At 44.5% G+C, this 17,578-nt stretch carries 18 protein-coding genes; 11 read left to right on the forward strand and 7 right to left on the reverse strand.

The window, feature by feature from the left end; all coding sequences use genetic code 11:
- The first annotated feature begins 9 nt into the window (after window positions 1-9).
- The 3 genes from bsdD (at window position 10) to MHH82_RS38855 (ending at window position 1,609) form a co-directional block, all read left to right on the forward strand.
- On the forward strand, window positions 10-237 hold the full coding sequence (bsdD, locus tag MHH82_RS38845) for a phenolic acid decarboxylase subunit BsdD (protein WP_010886405.1): 228 nt from the start codon (window positions 10-12) through the stop codon (window positions 235-237).
- Window positions 234-698, forward strand: a complete 465-nt coding sequence (locus MHH82_RS38850; protein ID WP_021481766.1) for a pyridoxamine 5'-phosphate oxidase family protein — start codon at window positions 234-236, stop codon at window positions 696-698. Before bsdD ends, MHH82_RS38850 begins: the two co-directional genes overlap by 4 nt.
- Before the next feature lie 65 nt (window positions 699-763).
- Window positions 764-1,609 carry an alpha/beta fold hydrolase gene (locus MHH82_RS38855; RefSeq protein WP_072175511.1) on the forward strand — a complete coding sequence of 282 codons (846 nt, stop codon included), beginning with the start codon at window positions 764-766 and terminating at the stop codon, window positions 1,607-1,609.
- A 39-nt stretch (window positions 1,610-1,648) separates the two neighbouring features.
- On the opposite strand, the gene MHH82_RS38860 is transcribed toward MHH82_RS38855, so the two are convergent.
- Window positions 1,649-3,127, reverse strand: coding sequence for a peptide MFS transporter (locus MHH82_RS38860; protein WP_032722910.1), 1,479 nt, complete (start codon window positions 3,125-3,127; stop codon window positions 1,649-1,651).
- A gap of 279 nt (window positions 3,128-3,406) precedes the next feature.
- Here MHH82_RS38860 and MHH82_RS38865 point away from each other — a divergent pair, with 279 nt between their 5' ends.
- Entirely contained in the window at window positions 3,407-5,161 is a 1,755-nt protein-coding gene (locus MHH82_RS38865; RefSeq protein ID WP_032726540.1) for a right-handed parallel beta-helix repeat-containing protein, read from the forward strand.
- A gap of 14 nt (window positions 5,162-5,175) precedes the next feature.
- On the opposite strand, the gene MHH82_RS38870 is transcribed toward MHH82_RS38865, so the two are convergent.
- Window positions 5,176-5,397 carry a hypothetical protein gene (locus tag MHH82_RS38870; protein WP_014475793.1) on the reverse strand — a complete coding sequence of 74 codons (222 nt, stop codon included), beginning with the start codon at window positions 5,395-5,397 and terminating at the stop codon, window positions 5,176-5,178.
- Between the two features lie 125 nt (window positions 5,398-5,522).
- Here MHH82_RS38870 and gerKA point away from each other — a divergent pair, with 125 nt between their 5' ends.
- The 3 genes from gerKA to gerKB are packed head-to-tail and all read left to right on the forward strand — an operon-like array spanning window position 5,523 to window position 9,516.
- A complete protein-coding gene (gene gerKA / locus MHH82_RS38875; RefSeq protein ID WP_072175512.1) occupies window positions 5,523-7,157 on the forward strand; it encodes a spore germination protein GerKA in 1,635 nt (544 codons plus the stop codon).
- Complete coding sequence (gene gerKC, locus MHH82_RS38880; protein ID WP_021481760.1) at window positions 7,147-8,370, forward strand: spore germination protein GerKC; 1,224 nt, start codon at window positions 7,147-7,149, stop codon at window positions 8,368-8,370. Before gerKA ends, gerKC begins: the two co-directional genes overlap by 11 nt.
- Before the next feature lie 24 nt (window positions 8,371-8,394).
- On the forward strand, window positions 8,395-9,516 hold the full coding sequence (gerKB, locus tag MHH82_RS38885) for a spore germination protein GerKB (RefSeq protein WP_072175513.1): 1,122 nt from the start codon (window positions 8,395-8,397) through the stop codon (window positions 9,514-9,516).
- Between the two features lie 104 nt (window positions 9,517-9,620).
- Here gerKB and MHH82_RS38890 read toward each other — a convergent pair whose 3' ends face one another.
- A complete protein-coding gene (locus MHH82_RS38890; protein ID WP_041850693.1) occupies window positions 9,621-10,301 on the reverse strand; it encodes an ABC transporter ATP-binding protein in 681 nt (226 codons plus the stop codon).
- Between the two features lie 15 nt (window positions 10,302-10,316).
- On the reverse strand, window positions 10,317-11,777 hold the full coding sequence (locus tag MHH82_RS38895; protein WP_070548552.1) for an ABC transporter permease: 1,461 nt from the start codon (window positions 11,775-11,777) through the stop codon (window positions 10,317-10,319).
- A 212-nt stretch (window positions 11,778-11,989) separates the two neighbouring features.
- On the opposite strand from MHH82_RS38895, the gene yclJ reads away from it, so the two are divergent.
- From yclJ to phrC, 4 genes are all read left to right on the forward strand, one after another.
- On the forward strand, window positions 11,990-12,673 hold the full coding sequence (yclJ, locus tag MHH82_RS38900) for a two-component system response regulator YclJ (RefSeq protein ID WP_015482792.1): 684 nt from the start codon (window positions 11,990-11,992) through the stop codon (window positions 12,671-12,673).
- Complete coding sequence (gene yclK / locus MHH82_RS38905) at window positions 12,660-14,081, forward strand: two-component system sensor histidine kinase YclK (RefSeq protein WP_072173981.1); 1,422 nt, start codon at window positions 12,660-12,662, stop codon at window positions 14,079-14,081. The genes yclJ and yclK overlap by 14 nt, the downstream gene beginning before the upstream one ends.
- 162 nt (window positions 14,082-14,243) lie before the next feature.
- The gene (rapC, locus tag MHH82_RS38910; protein ID WP_014475800.1) at window positions 14,244-15,392 is read left to right on the forward strand and encodes a response regulator aspartate phosphatase RapC; all 1,149 of its coding nucleotides are present in this window, start codon (window positions 14,244-14,246) and stop codon (window positions 15,390-15,392) included.
- Entirely contained in the window at window positions 15,376-15,498 is a 123-nt protein-coding gene (gene phrC / locus MHH82_RS38915) for a phosphatase RapC inhibitor PhrC (protein WP_003224994.1), read from the forward strand. Before rapC ends, phrC begins: the two co-directional genes overlap by 17 nt.
- Before the next feature lie 99 nt (window positions 15,499-15,597).
- On the opposite strand, the gene MHH82_RS38920 is transcribed toward phrC, so the two are convergent.
- From MHH82_RS38920 to MHH82_RS38930, 3 genes are all read right to left on the reverse strand, one after another.
- The gene (locus tag MHH82_RS38920) at window positions 15,598-15,687 is read right to left on the reverse strand and encodes a YjcZ family sporulation protein (protein WP_015482794.1); all 90 of its coding nucleotides are present in this window, start codon (window positions 15,685-15,687) and stop codon (window positions 15,598-15,600) included.
- 81 nt (window positions 15,688-15,768) lie between these two features.
- On the reverse strand, window positions 15,769-15,882 hold the full coding sequence (locus MHH82_RS38925) for a YjcZ family sporulation protein (RefSeq protein ID WP_032678937.1): 114 nt from the start codon (window positions 15,880-15,882) through the stop codon (window positions 15,769-15,771).
- Between the two features lie 152 nt (window positions 15,883-16,034).
- On the reverse strand, window positions 16,035-17,399 hold the full coding sequence (locus MHH82_RS38930; RefSeq protein WP_072173982.1) for an aspartate kinase: 1,365 nt from the start codon (window positions 17,397-17,399) through the stop codon (window positions 16,035-16,037).
- Window positions 17,400-17,578: the final 179 nt, after the last annotated feature.

A 17,578-nucleotide genomic window follows, 5' to 3' on the forward strand; every position in this document is an offset into this window, starting at 1 on the left:
ATGTTCGAAATGCATACATGTCCTCGATGCGACTCAAAAAAGGGAGAAGTCATGAGCAAATCGCCTGTAGAAGGCGCATGGGAAGTTTATCAGTGCCAAACATGCTTTTTTACATGGAGATCCTGTGAACCGGAAAGCATTACAAATCCCGAAAAATACAATCCAGCGTTTAAAATTGATCCAAAGGAAACAGAAACAGCAATTGAAGTTCCGGCGGTGCCGGAACGAAAGGCTTGATCCGCGTGAACTGTATGTCAGACCGTCTCTTTGAGCTGCTTGACGGGAGCTGCCTGAATGAGAAGCAGCATGAGGCCTTCGTTCTGCAAACAGTATCAGAGGATGGCTGGCCGCATGCCGCTATGATCAGTGCAGGTGAAATCATCGCGCTGAGCCGAACTGATATCCGAATCGCTCTGTGGAAAAACACAATGACTTCGGCCAACATCCTTCGCACAGGAAAAGCACAGTTCACGGCGTGGTGGAAGGGAGCGGCCTATTATGTAAAGCTTGAATGCGCGCCTTTACCGCCTTTGAAAGATGCCGAATATGAAAGAGACCGTTTTTCCTGCCGCATCGTTTCAGTGAAGGAGGACGTTGCGAAATACGCTGATTTGACTTCAGGTGTCCGTATACAGCTTCACAGCGCTGAAGAGGTGCTGAGCAGATGGGAAAAGACCCTGGAAGATTTAAAGCGGTAATATCGATAGCCTGACGCCATGCGTCAGGCTTTTTTTATATAATGAAAACAAAGGGGGCGTGAGAAATGGAACGTGCGGGGATCTGTCACTCGGACGGCTTTGATTTAGCTTATCGAATTGAGGGCGAGGGCGCACCCATCCTTGTGATCGGGAGTGCGGTTTACTATCCGCGCCTTTTTTCCCCAGATATCAAACAGAAATATCAATGGGTCTTTATCGACCATAGGGGATTTGCTAAGCCTAAGCGAGGGCTTCGTGCGGAGGATTCGAGGCTTGATGCCGTCTTGGCTGATATCGAAAGGATGAGAACATTTCTTCAGCTTGAGGATGTTACTATCCTGGGACATTCCGGGCACGCTTTTATGGCTTTAGAGTATGCCAGGACATATCCCAAACAAGTTCGGAAGGTGGCGCTCTTCAATACTGCGCCTGATAACAGTGAAGAAAGACAGCGAAAAAGCGAATCATTTTTCATGGAAACAGCCAGCCTTGAGAGAAAGAAACGCTTTGAAAAAGACATCGCGAATTTGCAGCAGGACATCGACAAAGATCCTGAAAGGCGCTTTGTGCACATGTGTATTCGCGCTGAAGCGAAAAGCTTTTATCAAGAGCGGCCGCATGCAGCTGCCTTATGGGATGGCGTATTCACGAATATGCCGATCATTGATGAATTATGGGGCAATACATTTGCCCGGATTGATCTTATTCAGCGGTTAGCTGATGTTCGTATGCCGGTGTATATTGGATTAGGGAGATATGATTATTTGGTTGCGCCCGTTGCGCTATGGGATGCAGTTGACTGTTTATATCCCCATGTTGATAAGGTTATTTTTGAAAAGAGCGGCCATCAGCCGATGCTGGAAGAACCGGAAGCCTTTGATCAAAGCTTCAGGAAATGGCTTGATCAATAAAAAACAGCCCGCAGATCAACATCTGCGGGCTGTTTCTGATTATAAGACCCCTTTCATCGCGCGTTTGATCATCGGCGAGAGCAGCAGGAGAATGCCGCCAAGAACGATAGAAATCAAACCGATGGTGCCGAAGTACATTGTTTCAGGAATTTTATCAAACAATCCGGCTACTTGGGCATTGATCGCTTGGGCTGCTGCGTTCGTCAGAAACCACATACTCATTGTCTGTGCAGAGAAGGCAGCTGGTGCCAGTTTCGTTGTCACGGATAAACCGACTGGAGACAGGCACAGCTCTCCAAGCACGACAAGCAGGAAGCTGAGAACGAGCCAAAGCGGGCTTACGAGTGCTTCTTTTCCTTGCATAGCAGGGAATACCATAATGATAAATGACAATCCGGCCAAAATAATTCCGATTGAGAATTTAACTGGTGTAGACGGCTGGCGTTTGCCAAGCTTCATCCAGAGCCATGCGAATATTGGTGCAAAAATGACGACAAACAATGGATTTAATGATTGGAACCATGATGACTGAAGTTCGAATCCGCCCAATGAAAGTCTTATTCGTTCATCAGCGTATACCGCAAGAATGGTCGCTCCCTGTTCCTGAATGGCCCAGAACATGACAGCACCGATAAACAAAGGAATGTAAGCGGCAAGACGGGATTTTTCTGTGCTGTCCGCTTTTTTGCTTGTAAACATGATGATGAAATAAATGACAGGAATCAAAATACCGAGAATACTTACAAGGTCGATAAAACGATTGATCGTCAGCACGCCTGTTTGTACAGAGATCATCACTGCGATCGCCACGATGATAACACCGATTCCGGTGCCAATCGCAGATTTTTTAGACAGCGGATTCGGCACATTGGAACCTGCAAGCCCGAGGTTTTTCTTTCTTGTCAAAGCAAAAACGATAAGTCCGAGAAGCATTCCGACCGCGGCAGCTCCGAAGCCGAGATGATAGTTGTACTTCTGTCCGAGTGTTCCGACAATTAACGGCGCAAGTAAACCACCGAGGTTAATCCCCATGTAGAAAATACTGAAACCTGAGTCGCGGCGCGGGTCTTCTTTCGTGTAAAGATCCCCAACCACGCTTGAAACGTTTGGTTTTAATAAGCCTGTTCCGACAATAATAAGCACCATGCTGATATAGAATGCGATCGCGCTGCCCGGATAGGCGAGTGCAATGTGGCCGAACATAATGAATATGCCGCCGTAAAACACGGTGTTTGCGGTACCGAATACCCGGTCAGCGAGCCATCCGCCAATAATGGTGGACATGTATACGAGTGATCCGTAAATCGACATAATGGCAACCGCAGTGCCCTTGTCAAAGCCGAGCCCTCCGTTTACCGTCTCTGTATACAAATAGTAAAGTAAGATTGCTCTCATTCCATAGTAAGAGAAACGCTCCCAAAATTCGGTGAAAAATAGTGTAAATAGTCCTCGCGGGTGACCAAAGAACCCTTTTTGCGGGACGCTTTTAATGATACTTTCGTTATCAATCGAAGCCATGTCAGCCAAACCCTTTCTAAAAAAAGTGTATTATAAAAATCATATTCTTATATAATACTTGTGTCAATATAATTTATACTCATTTCAAATAGTTCCATAATGGAAAAATTATAAATACCTAAAAATAGTGATTTTCTCCTAATTTTTATACTCTTTATCGTGAGATTTTCTTACACAACTATTCCTTTATATTTTTTTAATAAAATTTTAGAGAAATGTACAAGCAGATCGGGCCTTTGTGAGTAACATGATAGTAATCATAGAGAAGGAGGCTCGCAATTGGCTGAATTCATATTAAATGCAGCGGATTTCGGTGTTCCTGGAGATGGTAAAACGGATTCGACAGAACGGATTAATCAGTGCCTCAGTACAGCTGTTTCGAAAGGCTATCATACTGTCTGGTTTCCAAAGGGAACATATTTAATAGACGCAACGCTTGGCGGAGATCTTAATCAGAAGTTTCGAAACGCGGGGATCATTGTTCCCGGCAACCTTGAGATTATGATGGACCCCGAATGTATCATGAAAGTGATACCGAATAGTTCGTGGGGTTATTCCGCATTTTATGTAGGCAAGCAAGAGAATATAACCATTTCCGGGGGACAAATTATCGGCGAACGGGATGAGCATACGTATGCCTCGGCAGGGATAAGGTCAACCCATGAATGGGGCTTTGGCATATGTATTGAAGGATGCTCGAATGTTGTCATTGATGATGTGAAAATTTCCGATTTTACCGGCGATGGGATCATAGTCAGCCCAAGGGGATTAAAGACCAATCAAGATTATCGAACGTCAGAGCAAATTATCATCCGCCGCTGTGAGGTTCGGCGGTCGAGGAGAAATAACATTTCCATTACCGGATGTGACATGGTCACGGTGGAGGAATGCTTGATTGAAGATGCCGGAACGGGGAATGGAACAGCGCCGAAATTCGGAATTGACATTGAAGGATATGGCGAAGGTGATGTTGATTATGAGGAACCGATTAATGTATCAATTCGCAATAACCACTTTGTTGGAAACGTTTCAAGTTCTGTGACCAATTTTAACGGGTATGGCATTTTAATAGAAGGAAATCACTCAGACAATACAATCAGCTACGGATATGGGACGCAAACAGTGATCAAGGGAAATATACTGAGGCGCCCTGAAGACGCGGCGGCTGCGCCAAGAGTCGGGATAACCGGACTCGGTGTATCACAAGGAAAAGAGACCAGTGATGCAGTGATCGCTGGCAACCTCATTACCGGATTTTCAACAGGAATTGATGTCAGGGGAAAGAGCGTTCTTGTGACGAACAACAAAATCAGCAACTTTGAAAATACAGGGATATTGGTTTATCAGTCCTCCGACGTAAAGGTAGACGGAAACCAAATTCAAAACGGACTGTCTGAAACAAGGCGCAGCATCGGTCTTCGTGCAGTGCTTTCAGATGACACCGCTTTTCTGAATAACTGTCTCATTCAAGTCGTTGACGGTGTGAGCGTTTCGGGCGGAAACATGATCATTAAAGATAATCTCCTGAGAAAATTCAGCCGAGGCATTTGGATTGCTCAAGGGAACGCGGTGATTGAAGGGAATACACTGAATCCTGGCGCGTTTGAAGCAGTGCCGGAATCATATTCTGTTTCCGTTACAAACAATGCCGGCGCTATCATCAAAAACAATACATTTAAAGAGTTTAAAAATTACCCCATTTACTGCTCCACAAGTGCAAAAACCTCAATTATCGGCAACCACTTAGAGAGATCTCCGCTTTTGGTCACCATCTATATCAGCGCCGGTGTGCATGAGATTTTTGATAATACCATTTCAGTCAACAGAACAGCTGGGAATCCGATTGTGATTTATCTCAATGGCTCTGCAGGCTCTATCATCTCAGGAAACACCATCAATAACCTCTCCGCGGGCACTGCGACAGCTATTCAAACAAACACGTCAACCAATTCCAAAATCATCGGCAACCGCATTTTTAAAGGGACTATCAACAAACACAGCAGTGATGCAATAGACGGCAATATTATCGTCTGAAAAAAGCGCCCCCTCTAGGGGTTCTTTTTTTTCGATTTATAGATCACGTACATTTCTCTCACAAGTACTAACACAAAAAATAAAAGCACGACCCATTCCGCAAATGTTGTCATCTTAAAGCTGGACATATTGTTATAAATGGCTTTTGTTAAACTGAACCCTTGAAGCATGTCCATCAATACAGAAATAGCTAATAAACAAATTAATATAACTCCTGTCACGCCCAATATCTTCATGCTTCATCATCCTCCGCTTTTAGTGTCTATCGTTGGCGGAGAAGTTATACCGCATCTAAACCTAATGCATAATCTCAATTTTAAAAGGAAGAATATGAGAAAACGACAAGGAAAGGTATTTGTGTATGCCTTTATTTTCTAAGCGAAAGAACAATACAAGTTCGAAAGACAAGCGCAATACAGAAGAAAAGAATCAGGAACAGAAGCAAGAAAAAGAAAGGCCGGTTCTCATTTCTCCAAGTTTGGCAAAGAATATAGCGGAAACGAAAAAGGAAGTCGGAAGCAGCTCTGACGTCATCATTCGCGAGATTAAAATCGGGGAGCAGGATCATGTCCACCTAGCTGTTATCTATATTGCTGGGCTGGTCGATAATAACACGATCCATGAGTCGTTAATTGACCCATTGGTACAGGATGAGTCTATCCAGAATACTCATGCGATCCAGCAAATTCTTGAAAAAACGCTCCCGCTGGGCGGGGTGAAAGCGGAAAAGAGCTGGGACAAGCTTTTTTCCGAGTTAATGCTTGGCAATGCGCTCATTTTTGCTGATGGCTATGATGAAGCTTTGATTTGCAGCACTCAAGGGGGAGAGCAGCGCTCCATCCAAGAGCCGAGCACCCAGGTGTCATTCCGCGGCCCGCGCCAAGGGTTTACAGAGTCTCTGCAAACCAATATTTCCATGATCCGGCGATACATTAAAAATCAGAATTTATGGGTTGAAAAAATGAAAAAAGGTTCTGTTACGAATACGGATATCGCCCTCATGTACATTCAAGGAATATGTGATGAAAAGGTGCTGAAGGAAGTGAAGCAGCGCCTGGAAAAAATAGATATTGACAGTATTTTGGAATCTGGATATATTGAGCAGCTGATTGAAGATGAAACCTTTACGACGTTTCCGACTATGTATCATACAGAACGCCCTGATGTTGTAGCGGGAAATCTGTTAGAAGGAAGATTCGCGATTATTGTGGACGGAACACCGTTTGTGCTTATTGCCCCGGCCTTATTTGTCCAATTTTTTCAGTCTGTTGAGGATTATTATTCGCGTTTTGACATTGCGACAAGCATACGGATTCTTCGTGTTCTAGTCTTTTTCATTTCGCTTGTGGCACCAGCTGTATACGTGGCAGCCACGACGTTTCATCAAGAAATGATACCGACTCAGCTGTTAGTGGTCATTGCGGCCCAGCGGGAGATTGTCCCGTTTCCAGCTGTTGTGGAGGCGCTGACGATGGAGGTTGCTTTTGAGATTCTGAGGGAAGCGGGAGTCAGGCTGCCCCGGGTTGTCGGCTCGGCAGTGTCAATCGTAGGCGCGCTCGTAATCGGCCAGGCTGCCGTACAGGCTGGTATCGTCTCTCCGGCAATGGTCATTATCGTGGCACTCACCGCGATTGCGAGTTTCGCAACACCGGCGTTTGCAATGGCGATTTCAGCCCGGCTTATTCGGTTTATTTTTATTATTGCCTCAGCTGTTATGGGTTTTTACGGGCTGATTTTAGGGATCATTATGATGTTTGTCCACTTATGCAGTCTTCGTTCATTCGGCGTTCCATATATGTCGCCGCTTGCACCCTTTTCTTCACAAGGTGTAAAGGACGCGCTTTTCCGGATTCCGTGGTGGGCTGATGAAAAAAGGCCGGAATCGATCAGTAAGGAAGATAAGGTGCGGCAGGGGAAGGATCAACGCCCAGAGCCGGCCGCTTCACGAGGAATGGTGAACAAAGACTTGGAAGAAGGGGATCAGAATGGTACGTAAATGTCTATTAGCCGTTCTTATGCTTTTGAGCGTCATTGTGCTGCCCGGCTGCTGGGATAAGCGTGAACTGACAGATCTTGCGATTATCTCGGCGATTGGCATCGATCGGACAAACGAAGGCAACTACGTGCTGCATCTTCAAATTATCAATCCTGGAAATGTCGCCGGCGGGCTTCAGGGAGGCGGTGCTGGGGACAGGCCGCCTGTATCTGTCTATTCAATTGAAGGCGACAATTTGACGGAAGCACTCAGAAAAGCCTCCATGAAGGTATCGCGGCGGCTTTATTTTGCCCATACCAACCTAGTCGTAATCAGCGAAAAGCTGGCGAAAGAGGAAGGGCTGGATTTTGTATTAGACAATCTTGACCGGGACACGGAATTCAGGACAACGGCGACCTTCGTCGTTGCCCATAAAACAAAAGCAGAAAACATCGTGAAAATCCTAACGCCTATTGATAAAATTCCGTCAAATAAAGTCAATAAAACCCTCGATTTCACGGAGGCGCAATACGGTCGGGTGGTCAAAACCAATATTCAGGACGTTTTGAAAACACTTGCCAGCGACACAAGGGCACCGATTATTCCGGGTTATTTGATGATTGGCGATGATAAAAAAGGAGTCAGCATGGAAAACACGCAGGCAACTGACCCGAAAGCCATTCTTCAGGCAGACGGCTTGGCGGTTTTTGATAAGGCTGGGTATTTAAAGTATTGGATTGAAGATGATGAAAGCGTGGGGGCAGTCTGGCTTATGAATAAGGTCCAGCATACGTTTATTAATGCTGATTGGGGCAAGACGAAAGATGCGGTCAGCTTGCAGGTAACCCATCAAGATACAAAGCTGGTACCTGATATGCGGAACGGACGTCCGCACATCCATGTGAAAGTGACGGTTGAAGGAATTATAGATGCTGTCAAATACCCTTTCCAATTGTCTAATCCGAAGGTGCTGGCCGCTATTGAAAAAGCGCTCAACAAAGAGCTTGAAAAGGAAATCAGCCATACTGTGAAAATGATCAAGAAGAATAAGATAGATTTTGTCGGTTTTGGTGACACGATATATAGAAAGTATCCGGAGCAGTGGGAGAAAATGAAGAACACATGGGACAAAGAATATTTGCCCGAACTGCCCATCGATGTGAAGGCCGAGACGTATATCAGAAGGACGGGATTGCGGAACAATCCGATCAAACACCAGTTTAAAGATGATTAGGTCTGAAGAAAGGGGAAGTGACAGATGGAAAAAGCCAGAATAAGCATAAGGCAGCTGTTTGTCATGATTATCATTTTTGAGCTGGGCAGCTCCTTATTGATTACACCCGGATCAATTGCGGGCAGGGATGCTTGGATCGCAGTTCTGTTGGGGTGTGCGGCCGGTTTGTTTCTTTTCTATTTGTATCAAGGAATTTATCAATGTTACCCCAATTCTTCTCCGAAAGAATATATGGATGATATGCTGGGAACCAAGCTGAGCTGGCTGTTTTCATTTCTCTATATTTTGTACTTTGCCTATATTGCCGCAAGGGTCCTGCGTGACTTTGGAGAAATGCTGCTGACATTTGCTTATCATGATACACCTATCATTATTGTAAATGGTTTATTAGTGATAGTTAGCATATACGCTGTAAGAAAAGGAATCGAAGTGCTCGCCCGCGCGGCTGAGCTACTTTTCGGAGCCATGTATTTACTGGGCGCGATCGGCCTCGTGCTGATTGTTGTCTCAGGTTCTATAGACCCGAATAACTTAAAACCGGTTTTGGCAGACGGCTTTTCTCCTGTCCTTTACTCAGTTTTCACTCAGACCATGTACGTTCCGTTTGGCGAAGTCGTTTTATTTGTGATGATTTTCCCTAACCTGAATGACAGAAAAGATGTGAAAAAAATGGGGATGATTGCCATAGCTATTAGCGGATTGGTTGTGGCGCTCACCGTGGCGATTAATATCAGCGTGCTTGATGTTGATCTTACACTCAGATCCCAGTTCCCGCTTTTAAGCACGATCCAGACAATCAAGGTCGAAGAATTTTTAGACCGGCTCGATGTCTTTTTTATGCTGGCGCTGATCATCGGCGGCTTCTTTAAGGTTAGCCTCTACTTATATGCCACTGTGGTTGGGACATCTACGCTCTTTAAGGAAAAGAACCCCTCTCAATTGGCTTATCCGATGGGATTGGGCATCTTAATCCTTTCTATAACGATCGCGACTAACTTTTCAGAGCACTTGAACGAAGGCTTGAAAGTGGTGCCGCTGTATATTCATTTGCCTTTTCAATTATTGTTTCCGCTCTTTCTGTTTATTGTGGCTGTTTGGAAAAAGAAACGAAGAGAGAAGTCAAAAGGGGCGGAAGCAAAAAAATGATAAAAAGAGCGGGGGGATGCAGCCGCCGCTCTTTTTATGTTCACTTCTATATAAAAGGGGGATATAGGGTGCGCCCCTGTCTGCACTGGCAGAGGCGCGTTTTGTTATACGACTGCGATGTTTTCCTTCACAGTAAAGCTTCCTCTTGAAAGTCTGATATTGATGTCTGACACTTTTGCAATTTGTTCATCGTGCGTCACCATGATGACACATTTATTTTCCTTGTGTGCCAGATCTTGAAAGAGCCGTACGATCTCTTTTGATGTGTCCTCATCAAGGTTTCCGGTCGGTTCATCGGCTACGATAAGATTCGTGTCACAGCAGAAAGCCCTTGTAATTGATACCCGCTGCTGCTGTCCGCCGCTCAGTGTGAGCACTTTTTGCCGGGCTTGTTTTTCGTTGATGCCAACCTTCTGCAGCATGTCAAGCGCATATGATTCTTTGTTTTTTTCTTTAGAACCTGTGATTTCCATAGCGGTTGTGACGTTCTGCAAAGCCGTCATATACGGGAGCAGGTTGTACGCTTGAAAGACGATTGATACATATTGATTTCTGAAATTGGTTAAGCCGATTTTAGAAACCGCTTTTCCGTCGTAAAGGATGTTTCCTTCTTTTGGTGCGTCAAGTCCGCCTGCCAGAGACAGGAAAGTGGTTTTCCCCGTCCCTGATGTTCCGACGATTGTGTAGAATTTTCCTTTTTGAAAGCTGATGTTAATATCCTGAAACAATGGCTGGCTTTTGTCTTTATACCAGTAGCCGACTTGTTGAAATTGTAATAAGCTCATAGGTTCCGCCTCTTTCTATTCCTGTTTTGTCAATATCGTTTTCGGATGAAGCCGCAGTACTGAAATTGACGGCAGCAATGTTGCAATGATTGCGATTAGGATGCCGATCCCGCCCAGAATAAGCATGTCGTTCATAGAAACCGCGACGTTCAGTGAATCGATAACGTCTACGTTTGATGAACTGTGGCCGAACATTTTGCCGCCCATGCCGCCACCGCCGCCGGGCATTTGTCCGCTTGCGGTTTGCGTTGAATCGGTTGATGAACTGATTTGCTGGGATAAAAGCTGATTTCCAAGCTGATTCGCGACGAGATTTCCCGTCACAGATGCAAGGCCGATAGCGATAACGGCCACAATCAGAATCTCAGTCAAGAACTGTCCAATCAATTTCCATCGTTTTTCACCGATGGCCATTAACACGCCCATTTCGTATTTGCGCTCCCTGATTGACATCATGACAATCAGGCCAAGAATGACGGCGCCTGCCACTGATACAAGATACACCACGTTTTTAGAGAAAGAAGCCACATTTTCAATCGGTCCGACCATTTGCTGGTAAAGCTGATCGTTTGTATTCAGTGTGTACGTATCGAAGTCAATTGATGTTTTCTTCGCTGCTTTTACGAAAGCATCCATATTTTTCGCGTCGTCCATATAGTAAACAGCTGAGTCAATCGTATTTTTATAGTCGTCGCCTTTCAATGCCGCTGTTGCTGTGTAAGGCGTATAAAGCTTGTTATAAGGATTTAAGAAAGAGAAATTTTGGGCTTGGTCATCACCTGAAGATGTTGTTTTATAAATACCGATGATCTTCAGTTTTACTGTTGTATCCTCATCCGTTGCTGATTCAATTGTGATCGAATCGCCAACGCTTAAATCATTTTCTTCCGCTAATGTTTCGTTGATCACTGTTACTTTTTTGCCGACATCTGATTTTGTAATCGCGCGTCCGTCTGTGATTTTTGAATCCCCGTCAGAGAAATCATCAACTAATGCTGTGCTGATGACACCTTCAATAGAAAGATCGGCTTGAACCATTTGCGGTCCGCCTTGTCCGCCACCTTGGCTGTTTTTAGCGTTTGAGCTTGAACTGCTGGAGCTGGAATCACTTGAACTAGAGCTTTCAATCGCATCAAAGTTTCCTGCGTTGGCTGAAGCTGATGCGGTGTAATTGTAGCTCTTCACATGATCAAGCGCTGCAAGCTTATTCGCATCAGACACTTTGATCGGTGTTGATTCGAAGCTGCGTTTTTCACCGCTGTCCTGCTGTTTTTCCATTTGTTTTTGGCGGTCAACCTGAAGTGTCACGCTTCCGCCGAGTTCCTGTCTGGCCAGTTCGCTTGACTTTTGTGCTGCCGACTGGATGGTGAGGCCTGATAGAACAAAGACACATATGACTGTAAACACAAATAATTGCAATAACGTTTTTCCCTTTTTAGCCTTCATATTCCAAAAGGCCCGTTTGATAAAGTTCATTTATGTTCCTCCGCATTGGTATTTTTATTGATAAGACCGCCTCTGGGGCGCGTCCCCTTGCTGATAAATTAATAGTAGTCCAAAGGTATGAAAAAAATATGAACAATCTATTTCTAGTTGATGAAATAAAAACTAACAATTGTGAAACGCAAAACCTTCTGTTTAAAATGGTGCTATTATATAAAAAAGCATCAAAACAACCGGAGGATATAATGAAAATATTAATGATAGAAGATAATGTTAGTGTATGTACGATGACGGAGATGTTCTTTTTTAAAGAAGGTTTTGAAGCGGAATTCGTTCATGACGGGTTAGAAGGGTACCAGCGTTTTACGGAAGAAAATTGGGATCTGATCATTTTGGATATCATGCTTCCATCTATGGACGGCGTGACCATCTGCAGAAAAATAAGAGAGACAAGCACGGTGCCGATTATCATGCTGACTGCCAAAGACACTGAATCAGATCAGGTCATCGGGTTTGAGATGGGGGCGGACGATTATGTCACAAAGCCGTTCAGCCCGCTGACATTGGTTGCCCGCATCAAAGCCGTCATCAGAAGATACAAGGCGACAGGCAAAGCGGTTATTGATGAAGATATGATCGAATCAGAATGCTTTACCATTAATAAGAAGACGAGAGAAGTATTATTAAACGGAGAGCCTGTAGAAAATCTCACGCCGAAGGAATTCGATCTGCTTTATTACCTTGTCCAAAATCCGCGGCAGGTGTTCTCCAGAGAACAGCTGCTCGAGCAGGTATGGGGCTATCAGTTTTATGGAGATGAACGAACGGTTGACGTTCATATCAAACGGCTGCGTAAAAAGCTTGCCAGCGAGGACAAGCCTTTCCTGTATACTGTGTGGGGGGTAGGGTATAAATTTGATGAAGATTAAATATTTATATCAGCTGCTGCTAAGCCATATCAGCATTTTGATTTTAGCGTTTGTCATTATCATTTCTCTGTTTTCCCACTTTGTGAAGGAATTTGCCTATCAGAACAAAGTAGAGGAATTGACGTCATATGCGGTGCAGATTGCAAATGAATTCCAAGCCGGCCAGGTGGACATGCGCAGGCTCTATCCTTATCAGGACATGTTAAGCACAAGAAAGACGCAGTTTATCATCTTTAATGAAGAGCAGCAGCCCTATTTTCTTCCTGAAGGCTTTCATCACCCACCAAGGGAACAGCTGAAGAAATCAGAATGGAATAAACTAAAAAAAGGGCAGACTGTCATGATCAGGGCAGATGGCCGTTTTGATGATGAAGTGTCACTTGTGGCGCAGCCTATATTTGTTCAGAACGAATTTAAAGGCGCCGTTCTGCTGATTTCTCCGATCAGCGGTGTTGAACAGATGGTCAATCAGGTCAACCTCTATATGTTTTACGCTGTGATCAGCACGCTTGTGATTACGATTCTCGTGAGTTGGCTTCTGTCCAAATTCCATGTCAAGCGGATTCAAAAGCTGAGAGAAGCGACAGATAAAGTGGCTTCCGGCGATTATGACATCCATTTGGAAAACAGCTACGGGGACGAAATCGGCGTTCTGGCCTCTGACTTTAATATCATGGCGAAAAAACTAAAGCAGTCAAGGGATGAAATCGAGCGCCTTGAGAAGCGGAGAAGGCAGTTTATCGCTGACGTGTCACATGAATTAAAAACACCGCTGACGACGATCAACGGTTTGGTTGAAGGGTTGAACAGCCATACGATTCCTGAGGATAAAAAGGATAAATGCTTCTCGCTGATCAGTGAGGAAACGAAGCGCATGCTGCGGCTCGTAAAAGAAAATCTGGATTATGAAAAAATCAGATCCCAGCAAATTACCTTGAACAAGCTAGACGTTCCTCTGATCGAGGTGTTTGAAATCGTGAAAGAGCACTTGCAGCAGCAGGCGGAAGAAAAACAAAACAAGCTGATGATCCAAGTAGAGGATCACGTCATCGTACATGCCGATTATGACCGGTTCATTCAAATTCTCGTCAACATTACGAAAAACAGCATCCAATTTACGCAAAACGGTGACATTTGGCTGCGCGGAATGGAAGGTTATAAAGAGACGATTATTGAAATTGAAGACACGGGTATCGGCATTCCAAAAGAGGATATTGAGCATATTTGGGAGCGATTCTATAAAGCAGATATTTCAAGAACGAACACAGCATACGGTGAATACGGACTCGGTCTCTCGATCGTAAGGCAGCTCGTTGAAATGCACCAGGGCACAGTAGAAATCAAGAGTGAAGAAGGGAAAGGCACAAAGTTCATCATCCGCCTTCCTTTAACGGCAAAACAGCAATAGCATACAGGGCGGCGCATCAACTGATGCATCCGCCTTTTTTGCACACCGCTTCGGTTTATTGCGTGCTCCCGAAAACAAAGATTGCGTGTTTTTCGGGTTGGGACGGTCTATAAACATGATAAAATATGACATAAACAGTTTTTGATGGGAGAGGGTGAAGGAATGAAGAGCGGGGTAATTCCTTCTTCAGCGGTCGGTCAAAAAATTAACGAGTGGTACAGATATATCCGGACATTCAGCGTGCCGGATGCCGAAGTGTTAAAAGCTGAAATCCAGCAGGAACTGAAACACATGCAGCATGATTCCAACTTGCTGCTTTATTATTCACTAATGGAATTCCGGCACCAGCTTATGCTGGATTATCTTGAGCCGTTAGAGAAATTAAATATCGAAGACCAGCCTAGCCTGTCTGAATTATCAAGAAACATTGACAGCAACCAGGCAGATCTCAAAGGGCTGCTCGACTATTACGTGAATTTTTTTCGCGGGATGTATGAATTTGATAAGCGGGAATTTATTTCTGCCATTACATACTATAAACAGGCGGAGAAAAAGCTCTCCTTTGTCGCAGACCATATTGAACGGGCTGAATTTTATTTTAAAATCGCGGAAGCTTATTATTATATGAAGCAAACGTATTTTTCATTGATTAATATAAAAAACGCCTATGAAATTTACGTGGAGCAGGAAACCTATAATGTGAGAATCATTCAATGCCATTTCGTCTTCGGGGTCAACCTGATGGATGAAAGAAATTTCGAACAAGCCGCACGCCATTTCAAATTGGCGCTCAATATGGCCCAAGCGGAACAAAAAGCCCAGCTGGTCGGAAGAGCATACTACAATCTCGGATTATGCTATTACAATCAAGACCTTCTAGACCCTGCCATTGATTACTTTGAAAAAGCGGTCTCCACATTTGAAAGCAGCAGGATCGTCAATTCTCTCCCGCAAGCCTATTTTTTAATCACCCTGATTTATTATAAACAGGGAAAACATGATAAAGCTTCGGAATATCACAAGCGGGGCTATGAATATGCTAAAGAAACAGACGATGCAGACTATGCCGTAAAATTCGAGTTTTTGCAATCCCTATATCAGGATCAGCCCAATGAAGAAGGAATCGAACGATGTTTCCAGTACTTAAAAAATAAAAATATGTACGCTGATATAGAGGATTTAGCCCTAGAAGTAGCAAAATATTACTATGAACAGAAATGGTTTAAACTGTCTGCTTCCTACTTTCTACAAGTTGAAGAGGCAAGAAAACAAATACAAAGGAGTGAAGGTTTGTATGAAATTGAAATCTAAGTTGTTTGTTATTTGTTTGGCCGCAGCCGCGATTTTTACAGCGGCTGGCGTTTCTGCTAATGCGGAAGCACTCGACTTTCATGTGACAGAAAGAGGAATGACGTAAGAACAAGCCCCTTCTCATTAGCGAGAAGGGGTTTTTCTTTTCAAAAAAACACCGCAGGACATAGTCTTGCGGTGCCGCCTTCATGGAGATTACGTTTATTTAGTAGCCTCCTACAAATGCAGTTCCCACAATGATCAAGAGGATAAATAACACAACAATCAAAGCGAAAGAAGTTCCGTAACCTGACATTTTGTGCACCTCCTTGCGAGATTGCTTCAGCATATACTGCAAAACTGTGGCGGACAGGGTCCCGCAGAGACGGTCAGCAGCTTAGTAGCCGCCAACAAACGCAGCCCCTACGATAATTAAAAGAATAAACAATACAACGATTAAAGCGAAAGAACTGATGCCGCCGTAACCGCCGCCGTTAGAGTATCCTGACATAAGGTTTCACCTCCCTATGAAGGATACTATAAGATATGCTGAACCGATCCATTTGGCAGGGATAATAGTGGACAAGAGAAAAAATGAAGAATTCGGCTATATAAAGGTGATATAAAAAATAGCGGGCGCTGCCGCCCGCTATTTATGTACGATTAAGAGATCAGCACGCCCGCGAAAAATTCCCGGTATAACGCTTGGACGGCTTTTCTTTCTTCGGCTTCTTTTACGCCAAACATCATGCTCACTTCAGAAGATCCCTGATTGATCATTTCGATATTCACCTGTGCCTCTGATAATGCTTTGGCGGCTCTTGCCGTTGTACCGACATTGTGGCGCATCGCTTCCCCTACAACCATAATCAGGGCGAGATGATGCTCGACGATGACTTCATCGGCATGCAAATCCTCTTCGATCCGTTTGATGACGCTGCGTTCAGTGGCGGCATCCATTTGCCCCTGCCGTAAAATGATTGTCATGTCATCGATTCCCGATGGAACATGCTCATACGTCAAACCATGCTCCTCCAGGATGTGAAGGGCTCTGCGGCCAAAACCGATTTCTCTGTTCATGAGATACTTGCTGATATAAATGCTGCAAAAACCGGTGTCGCTGGCAATGCCGACGACAGGCCCGTTTGTGTTATCCCGCTTGCTGACGACGCGGGTGCCTTCGGCTGAGGGGTTGTTCGTATTTTTGATCTGAACAGGAATCCCCGCTCTGAATGCCGGAATGAGCGCTTCATCATGAAACACTGAAAAACCCGCGTAGGACAGCTCCCGCATCTCTCTATATGTCAGCTCGCTGATTTCCTTTGGATTCTCAACGAAGGACGGATTGACAGAATACACAGCGTCTACGTCTGTAAAGTTTTCGTACAAATCGGCTTGTAGTCCGTTGGCAAGAATCGAACCGGTAATATCAGAACCGCTCCGTGAGAATGTGATCACATCGCCATCCTTGCTGAATCCGAAAAAACCTGGAAAAATGATGAGTCCGTCACGTTCCCGAAGACGATAGAGGTTTTGATAGGATTCAGGAAGAACTTGCGCGTTGCCGGGTTCATTTGTCACAAAGAGGCCGGCATCCTTCGGGTTTACATATTCCGCTTTGACGCCTTTATAACGGAAGTAAGCGGCGATCAGCTTGGCATTGTTATCCTCTCCGCTGGCCTTGACTGCGTCAAGGTATTGCTTGGGATTGCTTTTATCTCCTTCTAAAAGCGTAAACAGATCATTTCTGATTTTTTCGATAATGCTTTGCCCCAGCTGAAGCTCATTGGCGATGAGAGCGTACCGTTCCACAACTGCTTCCGCCAGTTCAGGTGCGCTGCCTGTTGCCAAATATTGTTCTGCACATGCGATTAAGAGATCAGTCACTTTCGTATCCTCGGCATAGCGTTTTCCCGGAGCTGAAACGACTACAGCTTTCCGTGCCGGATCTGAGGTAACGATGTGAAACACCTTGTCAAGCTGGGCGCCTGAAGCAAGTGAGCTGCCTCCGAATTTAACGACCTTCATGTTTACATCTCCTAATGTTTAAAATTTTCACACAAATTTAGTATTTATTATCTCTCTTTCAGTACTGTAAATCAAGGGGGAATTTCTATATGGGGAGAACATTTGTATTTTCCACGAGGAATAATGTCAGGTTTGCTGACCGTATACCTGCGTTATAAAGATAAATATGGTAAACAGCC

It is taken from the genome of Bacillus sp. FSL K6-6540 (assembly GCF_038007545.1).

What these genes read in the sequence shown, in the direction of transcription:
- bsdD (WP_010886405.1), top strand. Translation starts at nt 10, where the DNA reads ATGCATACATGTCCTCGATGCGACTCAAAAAAGGGAGAAGTCATGAGC.
- MHH82_RS38855 (WP_072175511.1), top strand. Translation starts at nt 764, where the DNA reads ATGGAACGTGCGGGGATCTGTCACTCGGACGGCTTTGATTTAGCTTAT.
- MHH82_RS38860 (WP_032722910.1), bottom strand. Translation starts at nt 3,127, where the DNA reads ATGGCTTCGATTGATAACGAAAGTATCATTAAAAGCGTCCCGCAAAAA.
- MHH82_RS38870 (WP_014475793.1), bottom strand. Translation starts at nt 5,397, where the DNA reads ATGAAGATATTGGGCGTGACAGGAGTTATATTAATTTGTTTATTAGCT.
- gerKA (WP_072175512.1), top strand. Translation starts at nt 5,523, where the DNA reads ATGCCTTTATTTTCTAAGCGAAAGAACAATACAAGTTCGAAAGACAAG.
- gerKC (WP_021481760.1), top strand. Translation starts at nt 7,147, where the DNA reads ATGGTACGTAAATGTCTATTAGCCGTTCTTATGCTTTTGAGCGTCATT.
- gerKB (WP_072175513.1), top strand. Translation starts at nt 8,395, where the DNA reads ATGGAAAAAGCCAGAATAAGCATAAGGCAGCTGTTTGTCATGATTATC.
- MHH82_RS38890 (WP_041850693.1), bottom strand. Translation starts at nt 10,301, where the DNA reads ATGAGCTTATTACAATTTCAACAAGTCGGCTACTGGTATAAAGACAAA.
- MHH82_RS38895 (WP_070548552.1), bottom strand. Translation starts at nt 11,777, where the DNA reads ATGAACTTTATCAAACGGGCCTTTTGGAATATGAAGGCTAAAAAGGGA.
- yclJ (WP_015482792.1), top strand. Translation starts at nt 11,990, where the DNA reads ATGAAAATATTAATGATAGAAGATAATGTTAGTGTATGTACGATGACG.
- rapC (WP_014475800.1), top strand. Translation starts at nt 14,244, where the DNA reads ATGAAGAGCGGGGTAATTCCTTCTTCAGCGGTCGGTCAAAAAATTAAC.
- phrC (WP_003224994.1), top strand. Translation starts at nt 15,376, where the DNA reads ATGAAATTGAAATCTAAGTTGTTTGTTATTTGTTTGGCCGCAGCCGCG.
- MHH82_RS38920 (WP_015482794.1), bottom strand. Translation starts at nt 15,687, where the DNA reads ATGTCAGGTTACGGAACTTCTTTCGCTTTGATTGTTGTGTTATTTATC.
- MHH82_RS38925 (WP_032678937.1), bottom strand. Translation starts at nt 15,882, where the DNA reads ATGTCAGGATACTCTAACGGCGGCGGTTACGGCGGCATCAGTTCTTTC.
- MHH82_RS38930 (WP_072173982.1), bottom strand. Translation starts at nt 17,399, where the DNA reads ATGAAGGTCGTTAAATTCGGAGGCAGCTCACTTGCTTCAGGCGCCCAG.